At 37.2% G+C, this 14,889-nt stretch carries 12 protein-coding genes; 2 read left to right on the top strand and 10 right to left on the bottom strand.

What is annotated here, in order from left to right:
• Nucleotides 1–57: 57 nt before the first annotated feature.
• From J0N78_RS04075 to J0N78_RS04105, 7 genes are all read right to left on the bottom strand, one after another.
• A complete protein-coding gene (locus J0N78_RS04075) occupies nt 58–1,881 on the bottom strand; it encodes a polysaccharide biosynthesis protein (RefSeq protein ID WP_209121740.1) in 1,824 nt (607 codons plus the stop codon).
• A 674-nt stretch (nt 1,882–2,555) separates the two neighbouring features.
• Complete coding sequence (locus J0N78_RS04080; protein ID WP_247747104.1) at nt 2,556–2,885, bottom strand: prepilin-type N-terminal cleavage/methylation domain-containing protein; 330 nt, start codon at nt 2,883–2,885, stop codon at nt 2,556–2,558.
• A gap of 243 nt (nt 2,886–3,128) precedes the next feature.
• Nucleotides 3,129–4,010: a UTP--glucose-1-phosphate uridylyltransferase GalU gene (gene galU / locus J0N78_RS04085; RefSeq protein ID WP_209121742.1), complete on the bottom strand. Its 882-nt coding sequence runs from the start codon at nt 4,008–4,010 to the stop codon at nt 3,129–3,131.
• A gap of 67 nt (nt 4,011–4,077) precedes the next feature.
• Complete coding sequence (locus J0N78_RS04090) at nt 4,078–5,898, bottom strand: polysaccharide biosynthesis protein (protein WP_209121743.1); 1,821 nt, start codon at nt 5,896–5,898, stop codon at nt 4,078–4,080.
• A 449-nt stretch (nt 5,899–6,347) separates the two neighbouring features.
• Nucleotides 6,348–7,115 carry a tyrosine-protein phosphatase gene (locus tag J0N78_RS04095; protein WP_209121744.1) on the bottom strand — a complete coding sequence of 256 codons (768 nt, stop codon included), beginning with the start codon at nt 7,113–7,115 and terminating at the stop codon, nt 6,348–6,350.
• 81 nt (nt 7,116–7,196) lie between these two features.
• Nucleotides 7,197–7,889, bottom strand: a complete 693-nt coding sequence (locus J0N78_RS04100) for a CpsD/CapB family tyrosine-protein kinase (protein WP_209121745.1) — start codon at nt 7,887–7,889, stop codon at nt 7,197–7,199.
• Between the two features lie 15 nt (nt 7,890–7,904).
• Entirely contained in the window at nt 7,905–8,618 is a 714-nt protein-coding gene (locus tag J0N78_RS04105) for a YveK family protein (RefSeq protein WP_209121746.1), read from the bottom strand.
• Between the two features lie 251 nt (nt 8,619–8,869).
• Between J0N78_RS04105 and J0N78_RS04110 the strand changes: the two genes are divergently transcribed.
• Nucleotides 8,870–9,778 carry an LCP family glycopolymer transferase gene (locus J0N78_RS04110; protein WP_209121747.1) on the top strand — a complete coding sequence of 303 codons (909 nt, stop codon included), beginning with the start codon at nt 8,870–8,872 and terminating at the stop codon, nt 9,776–9,778.
• A 148-nt stretch (nt 9,779–9,926) separates the two neighbouring features.
• Nucleotides 9,927–10,904, top strand: coding sequence for an LCP family protein (locus tag J0N78_RS04115; protein WP_209121748.1), 978 nt, complete (start codon nt 9,927–9,929; stop codon nt 10,902–10,904).
• Nucleotides 10,905–11,264: 360 nt separating this feature from the next.
• Here J0N78_RS04115 and J0N78_RS04120 read toward each other — a convergent pair whose 3' ends face one another.
• The 3 genes from J0N78_RS04120 to J0N78_RS04130 all read right to left on the bottom strand — a co-directional run bounded on the left by J0N78_RS04120 (nt 11,265) and on the right by J0N78_RS04130 (nt 14,817).
• On the bottom strand, nt 11,265–12,344 hold the full coding sequence (locus J0N78_RS04120) for a glycosyltransferase family 4 protein (RefSeq protein ID WP_374193865.1): 1,080 nt from the start codon (nt 12,342–12,344) through the stop codon (nt 11,265–11,267).
• A gap of 119 nt (nt 12,345–12,463) precedes the next feature.
• Nucleotides 12,464–13,585, bottom strand: coding sequence for a glycosyltransferase family 4 protein (locus tag J0N78_RS04125; RefSeq protein WP_209121750.1), 1,122 nt, complete (start codon nt 13,583–13,585; stop codon nt 12,464–12,466).
• Nucleotides 13,582–14,817 carry a glycosyltransferase family 4 protein gene (locus J0N78_RS04130; RefSeq protein WP_209121751.1) on the bottom strand — a complete coding sequence of 412 codons (1,236 nt, stop codon included), beginning with the start codon at nt 14,815–14,817 and terminating at the stop codon, nt 13,582–13,584. The genes J0N78_RS04125 and J0N78_RS04130 overlap by 4 nt, the downstream gene beginning before the upstream one ends.
• Between the last annotated feature and the right edge of the window lie 72 nt (nt 14,818–14,889).

Raw genomic sequence — 14,889 nt, forward strand, 5'->3', positions numbered from 1 at the left:
GTGGTTTGTTAGTAAATAGTCCAACTTTTATTAATGATGCTAACCCCTCATAATTACTTACACAGAAATAGCTTCCTTCTTAGCAACTTCTTTATTACCTAAACTCAACAATCTATTTCTTAAGTCTTCTATATTCAGCATATAGTAGGTATCAATTATTTCGTTTATCTCACCAATGTATAGGGTAGCTGTTTTTCCCACATAAATTTTTGGCCATATCTGTTCATCATGTACCTCATCTTTACCAAGTAGCTCTTCAAACATCTTCTCTCCAGGTCGAATACCACTGAACTTTATTCCAATATCATCTACTGAATAACCTGAAAGTTTTATCAAATTCTTTGCTAAATCAACAATCTTAACTGGCTCTCCCATATCAAGCACAAAGATCTCTCCACCTTGTGCAAGCGCACCAGCTTGAATCACAAGACGTGAGGCCTCTGGAATCGTCATAAAGTAACGAACCATATCTGGATGTGTAACTGTTACTGGTCCACCAGCCTGGATTTGCTTTTTAAACAATGGAATAACACTTCCACGACTTCCAAGAACATTTCCAAACCGCACTGCTACAAAACGCGTATTATCGCTTACTGTATCCATATGTTGTACAAGCATTTCCGCTAAACGCTTAGTTGCTCCCATAACACTTGTTGGATTTACTGCTTTATCAGTAGAAACCATGACAAATGTTTGTACCTTGAATACATTCGCGGCTTCTGCGATATTTTTTGTACCAATGATGTTATTTTTCACAGCTTCTTCTGGATTTCGTTCCATTAATGGAACATGCTTATGTGCTGCTGCATGATAAACAACATCTGGTTGGTGTTTATCAATAATCGCAAACATTTTGTGGCGATCTTGAACATCTGCAATTTCTGTTTCAATTGTAACTTGACCCTGGTAGATTGATCTTAATTCCAATTCAATATTATAAATACTATTTTCCCCGTGCCCTAACAATACTAGTTTAGCAGGGTTAAATTTCGAAACTTGACGACAGATTTCAGATCCAATTGAACCACCTGCACCTGTAACAAGAATAACTCGATTTGTGATAGATTCAGCAATACTAGACATATCAAGCTTTACCGGTTCACGACCAAGTAAGTCTTCTACTTCTACATCACGGAAGTTACTTACCGATACTTTACCTGTCATTAAATCTTCTATCATCGGTAAAATCTTGGTCTTCGCTTTTGTTTTCGAACATTCACTAAAGATCTTGTTTAATTCCACTTTACTTAAGGAAGGTATAGCTATAACAACATTTTGTATATCCAATTCATTTACTGTTTCTTCTAGTTTGTCCACACCAGCGACAACCGGAACTCCCATAATTTCAAGGCGATGCTTCTTTTCATCGTCATCAATAAAAGCAACTGGATTTAAATCAGCAGCTCTATTTTGTAAGAGCTGTCGAACAACCATTGTTCCTGCAGAACCTGCTCCGACAACTAATGTACGTTGACGGGTATCATCACGTTTTACAAATAAATCACGATAGATTCTCCACGAGAAACGAGATCCACCAATTAACAAAAAGTGAAGTGTCCACGTGACTAATAATGTGCGGATATATAAATCTTGGAATATGATGATCTGGATGATGGCAGTAATTATAACCGACAAAGTTATGGCCTTAAAAATTGTTACCAATTCACCTATACTTGCATATTCCCATGCTTTTCGATATAGCTTAAACCATAATGCAAAAACATGATGACTCACTAATAACGCTACTGAACTAACTAACAACACCGGCATGGAAAATATAACAAACTCAGTGTTTAAGAAGAAGTGACTTACATAAATTGCCATCAGGACAATTGTAGAGTCTATAATAAGAAGAAGACCTAATCTATTCCGATAACTCATGAAAATTCCACCTTTCAGTAAATCCTGATTTAAAATCTCTTTTCTCTCCTTTAATGGATACTAATTTTATAGCTTTTTAGTTGGTTAGTACTTAATTTGAGTCCAGTGCATATCAAAATAACTACTAACCCACTAAATTACATCCACTTTTGATAGTCACCTCGTAATATCTATTCAATCGACTAACTAAATACGAAATAGATATTCACTTCACAACCACACAAAACCGAGTTTCTTCCTATTATATATACCATTCAATCAATCTATAAATCTCACTAAAAACACCTCAAACCCTTATCCTGCAAGACTTCTAGCGTTCAATCTAACAACGATACTCAGTTCCTAGAAAAAAACCAATCCGTTTTCAGAATATTCTTACTTAAAAAGCTCGTCAAATCAACGTTTTTATAATCCATATATTTACAAAAGGGCTTTTTTTATCTATTTTATCTACTCATAGTAACCCCAAGACCAGTATGCGCAATAGATAAAATCCATATATTATATAAAAAAGTGATTTTTTACGAAAAATTACTCAACATATAGTGGTTGTCTATTGACCATTCTGACTTCCACATTATCATTCAATCGAATTAGTAGTTAGCGGTAAGTTATTATTAACTAGGTTAGGACCTTCCTACCCAACTTTCCCCTAACCAACTAACCCCCACCAATCACAAAAACGGAACACCCTCATCCTTTTCAGTATCACCGTCGTCACCAGAACTATCACTACAAAGAACTATCCCATCTATATATGTTAAATTACAATCCTCATCGCATAAATCGTAATTATAGCTTTCCAAAAATTGTGCAAAGAATACATCTGAATGATCAACACTTTCGATAGTCAAATGTTTTACATACTCCTTTTCAAACTGGAGTATATTTATACGGCAAACCTCATCCTTTGACTTTTCTATTACACCTACAACAACTGGAATAGCAATCGATGCGAGTATACCTATAATAATAATTACTACTAGTAACTCTATTAAAGTCATACCTTTATTATTTACTCTAAGAAACCTAAGACAATTTGAAATTGAATTAAGCATCGTTGTCTTTATCTTTACCACTATTTTTGTAAGTTTTATTTATTTCAAACATACTTGACACCTCCGAACTTATCTCATTCAGCATTTCTAAAGGTGTCAAATTATTATATTGCTTCCCTTCAAATGGTAGGGTAGTAGCGACTCATTTTTCACTATCTAACTAACCACTACCCCCTAACCAACTAAACTCTACTTCACTTTCTCCTTCTCCACAACTCCCTCAAGAAACTTAAGCAACTCCTGCTTTAACTCCCCATTCTGCATCGCAAACTCAATCGTCGTCTTAACAAACCCCATTTTCTCCCCAACATCATACCTTTGCCCTTCAAAATCATAAGCAAAGACACGTTGAATTTCATTTAACTTTTGAATGGCATCTGTTAACTGAATTTCTCCACCAGCTCCTGTTTCTTGCCGATCTAAAAACATGAAGATCTCAGGAGTTAATACATAACGTCCCATAATTGCTAAGTTTGAAGGAGCAGTACCTTTTTTCGGTTTTTCCACAAACTGATTAACTGTATATCTTCTTCCCAAATTATTAATAGGATCGACAATACCATAACGATGTGTTTCTTCATCGGGTACGGTTTGGACACCGATAACAGATGAAAGTGTTTCTTCATGTTGTTCGATTAATTGCTTTAGACATGGCTTATCTGCCTGAACAATATCATCTCCTAATAACACAGCAAATGGTTCATCACCAATAAACTTACGTGCACACCATACGGCATGCCCTAATCCTTTAGGCTCTTTTTGTCGAATATAATGGATATCCACCATTTTAGAGGAATATTGAACTTTCTCTAATAAGTCAGTCTTTCCTTTTTGGAACAAATTTTGCTCTAACTCAAAAGCATGATCAAAATGATCCTCAATCGCACGTTTCCCTTTACCAGTAACAATAATGATATCCTCTATTCCAGAATTTACTGCCTCTTCGACAATATATTGAATGGTTGGTTTATCAACAATTGGTAACATTTCTTTCGGCATTGCTTTGGTTGCTGGGAGGAAGCGGGTTCCTAAACCAGCTGCAGGAATAATCGCTTTTCTTACTTTTTTCATCAAACCACTCCTCTATTAAAGGTTGAAGATACGTAGGTTTCTTTACACCTCTAACTTTTAACTCAACCTACTTCACTGCACTCAACACTTGTAACTCTCTCTTCCTAAAATTCGCAATATCAAGTAATTCTTCACGTAACTCTACTTTTTGCATATTCTCAAAATCCTCAATTAACTTTTCTGCTACATTGATGTTTACTTCAGGCGTCTTTCCTCGATAAATCTTCGGATACACCTGTTCATCATGAACTTCATCTTCACCGAGTAGCTCTTCAAACATTTTCTCTCCAGGACGCATACCTGTGAACTTAATTGGAATTTCTGACTCTGTATAACCTGATAGTTTAATAAGGTTTTTCGCTAAATCGACGATTTTTACTGGTTCACCCATATCTAAAACAAACACTTCGCCACCTTTTGCAAGTGCTCCGGCTTGTAGTACTAAGCGTGAAGCTTCAGGGATCGTCATGAAATAACGGATCATATCTGGGTGAGTGACTGTCACTGGGCCACCATTTTGAATTTGTTCTTTAAATAGTGGGATAACACTACCGCGGCTTCCTAGTACATTACCAAAGCGAACGGCAACGTATCTCGTTTCACTAATCATATCCATATGTTGAATGATCATTTCCGCAATACGCTTCGTCGCACCCATCACACTTGTTGGGTTAACTGCCTTATCTGTTGAAATCATCACAAATGTATTCACGTTAGCATTGCTTGCTGCTTCTGCGACATTTTTCGTTCCGATCACATTATTCTTAACCGCTTCCTCTGGGTTACGTTCCATTAACGGTACATGCTTATGGGCTGCGGCATGGAACACAACATGCGGCTTGCGTTTGTTCATAATCGCAAGCACCTTGTTCCGATCTTGGACGTCTGCAATTTCTGTATCTAGATTTAAGTTTGGTAGATTACGTCTTAGTTCCATTTCAATCGAATAGATGCTATTTTCTCCGTGCCCTAATAGGATCAACTCTTTTGGATCAAAATTCGTAATTTGGCGACAAATCTCAGACCCGATCGAACCACCAGCACCTGTCACTAATACGGTTTGTCCTTTAATTAGCTGTTCTATGCCGGCAATGTCTAATTCGACAGGCTCACGACCGAGTAAATCCTCTACTTGTACATCTCGAAATTGACTGACCGAAATTTTTCCGACCATAATATCTTCAATCTTTGGCATGATTTGTGTCTTTGCTTTTGTTTTAGAACATTCGTTGAAAATGTTACTTAACTCTGCTTTTTTTAAGGACGGAATTGCAATAATAATATGTTCAATCTGCTTTTCTTGAACAACTGTTTCAATTTGATCTACTCCTCCTATGACGGGTAGACCCATAATTTCTAAATGATGCTTCGTAAAGTCATCATCGATAAATGCTACCGGATTAAGCTCTACTTCCTCATTATGCTGAAGCTGCCTGACGACCATTGTTCCTGCTGATCCTGCACCAATGATAAGTGTTCGTTTTTTATCTTTACTCGGTTTAATGTACGTATCGCGATACATCCGCCAAGAAAAACGTGAGCCTCCGATAAGTAAGATGTGCATCATCCAAGTGATCACTAACGTACGTAAGTAAATATCCTGAATTAGAACAAATTGAATGGCTCCAGCGACAACAATCGAAAATGTGACTGCTTTTCCAATTGCAACGAGCTCATGAATACTCGCATACTCCCATGCTTTTTTGTACAGCTTATAGTAGGAAGCAAATGCATGATGGCTAATTAATAACGTTACCGAACTGAGTATGAGTACCGTTGAAAAAGTCGTACCTGTTGGGATTAATACGAAATAACTAATAAAGATACATGATAAAACAATCGCAGAGTCGACTAGCATTAATGCTAATAACCGTTTCTGATAAGACATTTCCCTACCCCTTCCAAATTTCATATCCTTTTCACAAATAAAGCCTTAAACTATACTTCCTTTTCATTCAAAGAAACATAGCTTAAGGCTCAATATATAAATGAAAACGTTTTACTATATATTGTTTTACTTTAAAAATATTAGAGGCATTTAACCTCTCCTCACGCCATACCCTTGGCGACAAGCACCTAAGGGTTCACTACATAGAACCCCACAGCATGACCGAGTGCCTCCATCGATAACGGCAAGGAGACATTGCCAATAGATTTATACTCTAACAGGACGCCTTGCTCGCCTTGTTTTCTTGTTGTTTTCTATCATCTATTGCTTTTTTTATGAGTAATTGTATCTTCTCAAGGTCTTCGTAAGGTGCATCTTGTTTAATATATCTAACGGTTTTGTTTATTGTTTTCGGGAAGTCCGAAAGCTTTTTCATAACCATCACCCAATTAAAAAATCCCTAAAAATTTCTTTTTCTTCACTCGCTCCGGTGGTTCCGTTGCAACGTGAAGTCCATTGACAACCAGGTCGGCATTTTCTTGAAACTGATAAACAATTTCAATACCAAATGTGCTTTCTAGCTCGTGTAACGCCTCTCTCATTCGGAACGGTCGGTTTACTAGATTATGAGCATCTGAAGCGATAAAATGTGTCAAATGATGTTCAATCAAATCTTCTGTAAATCTCTTAATCTTTTTACCAAAATGACCAGTTAAACTAGATGTTGTAATTTGTGTTAATGCTCCACTTGTTACAAAGTCATATAACAGATCAGGTGAAGTCATGATTTGACTATTTCGCTCTGGATGAACGATGATTGGTGTTAATCCAGCAAGCTGCATATCATAAAATAACTGCTTCGCATATCGCGGTACATGATTGGATGAAAATTCAACAAAGACATATTTATTACTATTCGCTAAAGGAAGAATGTCGCCTTTATGATAATCGTTTATAAGATCTCCATAAATTCGACATTCTTGACCTGGGAGTATTTTTAAATCTAATCCTTTATTTCCTATTTCTTCATTGAGCTGATCAACAGCTTTGATAATTTTCGCTTTTTCGTTTATATATGGACCATTGAGATGGTGAGGCGTCGCAATAATCGTTGTGATACCTTCTTGAATCGCCTGCTCTACCATTTGGATACTTTCTGTTAAATGAGCAGCTCCATCATCTATATTCGGTAAGATATGACAATGTATATCAATCATTCAACTCACCTCTTCTGTAAATCCTTTTCCATATTATCATAAAATACGACATTTAGGTACATACCTTTACAATCTTTACAATTATTGTCCATAATAATAGTAATTTTGACCCTCTTTTTGCTCTTTCCCGTTGAGTACAACCCCTAAAATTTTCGCTTTCGCTGCTATTAATAGGTCTTTCGCTTTAACTACTTGCTCTTGATCCGTTTTCCCACTACTAACTACCAAAATCGTTCCATCAGTATAATTGGAAATGATTTGTGGATCAGTGACTGCCATTAACGGTGGCGAGTCTAGAATAACGACGTCAAATGTTGTCTTTACATTTTCTAAAAATAGTGACATCGCTCGTGAGCTTAGTAGTTCCGCTGGGTTCGGTGGTATAGGCCCACTCGGTAACAGAAACAGGTTATTTATTTTTGTTACTTGGATCGCTTCTTCTTCCGTATGCTGTTTCGTGATTAAACTTGTTAAACCCGCAATGTTTGGGACGCCAAACGTATAATGAGCTGTCGGCTTACGTAAGTCCGCATCGACAAGTAATACCTTATTCCCTTGCTGAGCCATCACAACCGCTAAATTGGCGGCTGTTGTTGATTTCCCTTCCCCAGGACCCGCTGATGTAACGAGGATCGTTTTTACTTTTTTATCGATGGATGCAAATTCTATATTCGTTCGAATCGTCCGATACTGCTCTGAGACCGGAGACTTCGGATCAACTTGTGTGATTAAGCTTCGTTTATTGTTTTCTTTTAATTGTTGTTTACGTGCCATAAACTAACACCTACCTTAAGAAACTTTCCGTCTTTTTTTCTTTGTTGTTACGGATGTATCCATTTGCGAAACCACTCCGATAACAGGTAAACCAAGTAATCTTTCTATATCTTGCTCTGTTTTTACCGTTGTATCTAAGTATTCAAACAAGAAGGCTAGTCCTACTGCCGCCATTAATCCAACCACAAAGGCAATCGCCATATTTAATGTTGGATTCGGTTTAATTGGACTAGGGTTTTCACTTATTTGTGCTTGTGACAGAATACTTACATTATCGACATTCATAATAGTAACAATTTCACGCTGAAAAACAGAAGCAATTGTATTAGCAATATTTGCTGCCAGGGCAGGATCTTCGTGTTGTACGGTAATTGCAGCAACTTGGGAATTTCTTTCACTGCCAACTGAAATTCTACTATTTAACTCTCCGACAGATGTATTTAAATTAAGTTCCGCTATAACTAATTCTAAAATTGCAGGACTCTTAATAATAACGTTGTACGTATTAATTAACTCAATATTTGTTCGTATATCACCAGAATTTAAACTCTGCATATCTGTTTTTGACTGATTGACTAGAATTTGTGTTGATGATTGATAAATGGGTGTTAAAAATAAGTAACTTATTAACCCACTTACTACTACAGCAATTAATGGTAGTATAATAAGTAATTTGACTCTCTTTCTTAATGTCGTAAATAGTTCTTTTAAACTAATTGTCTCTTCCATTTTGTCCTCCCTAACAGTAAGAAGCTTAAAAATCTGTAAAAATCTATGTGAAAAATTCAACAAGATGAATTATATCACATAAAGTCGTATTTTGGAGAGGAAATTCATGATTAACAAATTTTTATAGATTGATCTAAAATTTGTTTGATATGTGCTTAAATATTCAGTTTGCGAAAAGAGACAATTCTTACTATAATTAATTTGCTAGTCTATCAAAATTTGTCAAACAAAAGTAGAAAGAGGCATACATTATGAGTACAACAAAAAAAATAATTTTGATTGCTTCTATTATAGTTGCTGTTATTGTGCTATCGATCGCCGGATATGGTTTTTACTTATATAAAACAGTAAAAGATACCGTGACAGAAATGCATCAACCAATAGAACGCGAAAAAACAACAAGAATAGTTGAAGTCGAAAAGAAGCAGCCACTCTCCTTTTTAATTACGGGAGTAGACTCTCGTGGTGAGGAAATTAAAGGGCGTTCTGATACGATTATTGTCATGACGGTTAATCCGAATAAAAAATCGGTAAAAATGCTAAGCATTCCTCGTGATACACGAACACACATCGTTGGAAAAGGTATAGATGATAAAATTAATCATGCCTACGCCTTTGGCGGTGTTGGTATGGCGATGGATACCGTTTCAGAGCTGCTCGATATTCCGATTGATCACTATGTAAGTGTGAATATGGAAGGCTTTAAAGATATTGTAGATGCTGTTGGTGGAGTAACGGTAAATAACAGCTTTGCGTTTAAGGAAGGAAGATTTACCTTCCCTGAAGGCGAAATTACGTTGAGCGGAGAAGAAGCTTTAGCCTATTCCCGTATGAGAAAGCAAGACCCACGTGGAGACTTCGGCCGAAATGATCGTCAGCGTCAAATTATTAATGCCGTCATTCAAGAAGGTGCCCAAATTAGTTCGATTTCAAAAATCGACGATATGCTGCAAGCGATTGGGCATAATGTGAAAACCGATATTGAATTCGATGACATGAAAGAAATCCAATCGAAATACCGCGACGCTCGCCATACGGTCGAACAACTACAAATCAGTGGAACAGGGACGACAATGAATGGAATTTATTATTACATTGTTCCTGATGAAGAGATTGCACGAGTTACTAATGAATTAAAAGAGCATTTAGAAATTCAATAAATTGCTAGACAGCCGTCATTCATATGCGGCTGTTTTTTTTGTTATGATTTTGTTACCTAAATATTACATAGTTAGGCGAATATTTATATTGCTTCTTATTTAGTGTTCTACTAAAATATTAAAAGAGCCTAAAAAAAGGAGTCGAATTATGAATAAACGTATCGAAAAAAGGAGACGAAGAAAGCGAAGAAAGTTTTTATGGGTCTTAATTCCACTTCTTCTCGTTGTTCTTCCCATTGTTGGTTATGGTTCTTATATGACATATAAATTAGCAAGCGCAGCCCAGGAAGTAAGCCATGATTTAACTCGTGGTGAGAAGTCTGAGAAACGAATAGAACCGATTGATCCGAAGCATGATAACTTCTCGGTTTTGTTTCTAGGTATTGATACATTAGAGCCTGAAAGTAAAGGTGCTCGTACCGACTCGATCATGTTAGTTACGTTTAATAAAGAAGAGAAATCGATAAAAATGGTAAGTATTCCACGAGATTCACGCGTCAATATTGTTGGCCGTGACCGTTTAGATAAGATTAATCACGCACACGCCTTCGGTGGAATTGATATGACGATTGCTACGGTTGAGGAATTTCTCGATATTCCTGTTGATTACGTCGTTCGCCTTAACTTTAAAGCTTTCATTGATGTGATTGATGCAGTAGGCGGCGTAGAAGTAGACGTTCCCTTTACATTTGATGCCCACGGAAGTCGCGGCAGTGCAAATGCGGTTACAATCTATGAAGGGCCACAGCGTTTAAATGGTGAAGAAGCATTAGCATATGCCCGCATGAGAAAAGATGATCCTCGAGGTGACTTCGGTCGTGCTGAACGACAACAGGAAGTTCTTAAAGGTCTAATCGAAGAAGCGGCATCCTTATCTTCTATCATGAAATTTGATAAAATTATTGACCGTGTAAGTGACCATTTGGCAACCAATTTCTTATTTGAAAATATGTTAGCCCTGCATCCTTATTCTAAATCATTAACTGACATTGAATCGCTTACTTTTAGCGGGAATGACTTATATTTAAATGGGATCTATTATTATGAATTAGATCCTGCATCAGTCAAAGAGGTTTCTCAAGCATTACGCGAACATCTAGGAGTAGAACATTTGGCAAGACGTTAGCATGGACCCTGTCCATGCTTTTTTTTGTTATTTGTTACTTTAGGTGTTTTTTTTGATCGAGATTTTAAATATATGATCCAGATTTTTAATATATGATCCAGATTCCAGGTTTTATTGTCCAAACTGTGTCTAATTTGTGTCCAAGTCTTCTTTTAGAGAGGTATAAATTTTTTCACGAATAGGAACTAGTGATATCATCCATGTAATGATAAACAATTTGATTGACAATACCTTGCTTCTTTACTTCACCCTGCCAGTCACTTCCGGTTTTAGCTGTATTCTTCAACATACTGATCCACAGATTTAGGACTTTCCTAATTCCCTAATGTAAAAAAATACACTAAACAGTCGTTTAGTGTATTATCGTCTAAATTTGGGTTCTCTGCGTAATTCATTTGGTTTCCAGACTCTTTTTATGAAATTGACGACTGGTTTCTTGCCATTATCTAAAATTCCAATCATTTCAGCTCCAATTTGGATCGCAAACAGAAGCAGGAAAATGATGAAGATCGACAACCATAATGCGGTTGCTGAAAAGATAATCGCGGCCGTTCCGAAAAAGGCACTGACACCATATATAATTAAAACGGTTTGTCTATGACTAAAGCCCATTTCTAACAAACAATAATGAAGATGCTTCTTATCCGGAGCAGAAATCTTCTTTCGTTTCAGCATTCTTCGGATGATTGCAAAAAACGTATCAAATATAGGTATAGCTAATATAATTATTGGGATAATTAAACTGAACAATGTTAAATTTTTAAACAAGCCCAATATCGAAATAACTGAGATCAAGTAACCGAGAAACAACGAACCCGTGTCTCCCATAAAAATTTGCGCAGGGTAAAAGTTAAACAGTAGAAATCCCAATGTACTTGCGATTAAAATGACGGAAAGAGCAATCGCTAGGAGCTGTCCGTCTAGAATAGCCATCGTTAAAATTGAGGCTAATGCTATCGTAGACACACCACCTGCAAGACCATCGAGGCCATCGATCAAATTAATTGCATTCGTTACTCCAACAATCCATAAGATTGTAAAAGGGTAACTCCAAATTCCAAAATACACTTCCCCATAAAAAGGAAGGTTGATCATATCAATTTTTAAACCGGAGAAAACGACAATACATGCTGCAGCCGTTTGCCCGACTAATTTTATATTCGCTTTTAACGTATACTTATCATCAAGGATCCCTACCAACACGATAATAAAAGCACCGACCATAATCGGAAGAATGTAACTGAATTGAGGCTGTAAGACGAGCAAGCCTGCTACAAACCCGAAGACTATGGCTAATCCGCCTAATCTAGGCATGATTTTCGCATGTACCTTCCGTGCTTCTGGTTGGTCAATTGCTCCAATCGATAATGCTATTTTTTTTACGAGTGGTGTTGTAACGATAGCTACAATAAATGAGACCAAAAATGCTAATACATAAATATGGAGAGGTAACATATTTTCACCTTCTTCGACTTCTACTTCTATCATCTCCTAAGAAATTATAGCACCTACACCCGAATAAGCAATGTTTTTATATATAATCCCAAAATAATACACAATTATGTGTGAAGGATTTGTCTATAAAACGCTAATAGCTTCTTTTCTTCACTTTCCCAGTTGTACGTGGACTGAAACGATGTTTGAGCATTCCTTTGCGTCTCTTTTAGCTTTTCTTTATCATCTAGTAATTGCACAATAGCCTTTGCAATTTGATCAGGATTGGTAGGGTCAACGACGACGCCACCTTCACTTTCCTCAACGACTTCCCGATAATGAGGAAAGTCTGAGGCAATAACCGCATTTCCGGAGGCCATGTATTCAAATAGCTTATTCGGTAAACAGACTAAATGGTTAGGAACGGGCAAGTAAGGGATAACTCCAACTGATGATTTTGCTAAGTACGCTTCAATTTGCTCATAAGGCACTCTACCTTGGAATTCAATATGTTCTTCTAAATCAAGCTTTTTAATTAACTGGTGCATTTCTTGTTCAAATGCTTTTGATTCGAAGAACCCGACAAACATCAGCTTTGCCTCTCGTTTTTCCTTACGAACGATCGAAAAGGCCTCAATCAGCTCTTTTACCCCGCGAATCGGTGTCATCCCCCCTAAATACATTACTTGATTTAGGTCTTTATTCGTATGAGGATGAGACGGAAACATTTCCTTCAATGGATAATTTTCAATTTTACAGCTTTTATAGTTTTCGTACCGTTTCCCAATAATACTCGTCGTATAGATGACCCCGCTTAATAGAGGAAGTAATAGCTTCTCCGCAACTTCATAGGCCGTTCGTATGACTGTCTTTAGACGAGCTGACAAGTATGGCTTACTCATGATCGCATTCGGATAATGTTCGTGAACATCAAAAATAACTGGTTTTCGGGTAAATATACGTAAAATAGCTCCAACGATCAGAAGCTCTGGGTCATGAAAATGATAGATATCTGCTTTTGTTTTCCGAGCTGTACTAATAACTGAAAACGTATGAAAAACCCGCTTCAGCTTGCTCGCTGGCTTAGAAATCGGAATGAGCTGAACTGGCGACTCTTCGACTTTTTCAGGTTTTGGTGCAATTAAATGGACGTCATAGCCTGCTTTTGCTAAGCTTTTACACTGCTTATGATAAATCCGACCATCATACGCTGAATGGACGGTTGTAATGACACATACTTTTTTCATTCTGATCCATTTCCTTTACTTGTATTCACGTGATCGACCGTTTCCTCGAGATATTTCGCTAATTTTTTCGCTAGATGCTGTCGATTATACTTTTGTAAAACGATATCTTTAATATTTTGCTCCATCTCAAGTAGTGTATCTTTTTGTTTAATGATCGCTGTTATTTTCTCGACTAAGTCGATTGCGTTTTCAGGCTCAAAATAGACACCTGCATGATTCGATTCAACTATCGCCCTCGCTTCCCCATCTACCCCGATTAAGATCGGTTTATTCGCTGCCATACAATCAAATACTTTCGATGGAATCGTAATCGAGAACAATGGATGCTTCTTCAATGTCACTAAACACATGTCTGCCGCTTTATAATAAGCAGACAGTTCATGCTTTTTCATGCTATTAAAAAATTGTACATTGTTAAGGTTTCGCTCGTGTGCTTTTGCTTTTAGCTTCTCTTTTTCAACCCCGTAACCGATGAACAAAAAATGAACAGGCTGTTCTTCTTGTTGAAGACGTTCCGCCGCATCAATGACAGCGTCTAGTCCTTGAGCTGCCCCCATATTTCCGGCAAACAGAATAACGAGCTTGTCCTCTATTCCTAGTTCTTTCCTAACATCTGTTTCGATATCATCACTAGGGAATGTATCCGGATCTACGCCATTAGTAATGACTTTAATTCTCTGTTCCGGAATCCCTTGGTCCATGAGCCTTGTTTTATATCCTTCTGTTACGGTAATGATTAAATCTGCTTTTTGATATAAGAAGTTTTCTAGTTTTCTAGCCAGCTTCAACAAGAGCGGCTGACTAAATTGTCCTAAAAGCTCCGCAAAGTCCACCCAGAGATCACGGACTTCAAATACAAACTTTGCCCGGTACACTTTACTCAGGAAGTATCCTGCTAGTCCATTAAAAAGCTGTGGTGATGTGGCATAGACGACATCTGGCTTTTTCGTAAACAAACCAGCGACCGAGCTCGAAGCCATAAAAGACAAGTAATTAGCGAGTCTTCTTTTCGCACTCGTTTTTGTATCGCGTACTCTAAAGGAACGCCTCACATCAATTCCATCGATCGTCTCTCGTTTATACCAATTGGTTGTCATTTGATCATTTGAAAACATCGTTAGTACTGTCACATCATGGTCTAACGCTTTTAAATTTTTGGCCATATCGTAGGCGCGCCCTTGGGCTGCACCGATTTCTGGCGGGAAATGCTGTGATATATAAATGATTCGCATGAATACATCCCCTTAACTTCCTTCTACGATTTCAACTCATAAATTGTAGTATTTTTCTCCGACGATATCAAT

Source organism: Alkalihalobacillus sp. BA299, assembly GCF_017745675.1.
Classification (GTDB): domain Bacteria; phylum Bacillota; class Bacilli; order Bacillales; family Bacillaceae_F; genus Alkalihalobacterium.

What these genes read in the sequence shown, in the direction of transcription:
- J0N78_RS04075 (WP_209121740.1), bottom strand. Translation starts at nt 1,881, where the DNA reads ATGAGTTATCGGAATAGATTAGGTCTTCTTCTTATTATAGACTCTACA.
- J0N78_RS04080 (WP_247747104.1), bottom strand. Translation starts at nt 2,885, where the DNA reads ATGACTTTAATAGAGTTACTAGTAGTAATTATTATTATAGGTATACTC.
- galU (WP_209121742.1), bottom strand. Translation starts at nt 4,010, where the DNA reads ATGAAAAAAGTAAGAAAAGCGATTATTCCTGCAGCTGGTTTAGGAACC.
- J0N78_RS04090 (WP_209121743.1), bottom strand. Translation starts at nt 5,898, where the DNA reads ATGTCTTATCAGAAACGGTTATTAGCATTAATGCTAGTCGACTCTGCG.
- J0N78_RS04095 (WP_209121744.1), bottom strand. Translation starts at nt 7,115, where the DNA reads ATGATTGATATACATTGTCATATCTTACCGAATATAGATGATGGAGCT.
- J0N78_RS04100 (WP_209121745.1), bottom strand. Translation starts at nt 7,889, where the DNA reads ATGGCACGTAAACAACAATTAAAAGAAAACAATAAACGAAGCTTAATC.
- J0N78_RS04105 (WP_209121746.1), bottom strand. Translation starts at nt 8,618, where the DNA reads ATGGAAGAGACAATTAGTTTAAAAGAACTATTTACGACATTAAGAAAG.
- J0N78_RS04110 (WP_209121747.1), top strand. Translation starts at nt 8,870, where the DNA reads ATGAGTACAACAAAAAAAATAATTTTGATTGCTTCTATTATAGTTGCT.
- J0N78_RS04115 (WP_209121748.1), top strand. Translation starts at nt 9,927, where the DNA reads ATGAATAAACGTATCGAAAAAAGGAGACGAAGAAAGCGAAGAAAGTTT.
- J0N78_RS04125 (WP_209121750.1), bottom strand. Translation starts at nt 13,585, where the DNA reads ATGAAAAAAGTATGTGTCATTACAACCGTCCATTCAGCGTATGATGGT.
- J0N78_RS04130 (WP_209121751.1), bottom strand. Translation starts at nt 14,817, where the DNA reads ATGCGAATCATTTATATATCACAGCATTTCCCGCCAGAAATCGGTGCA.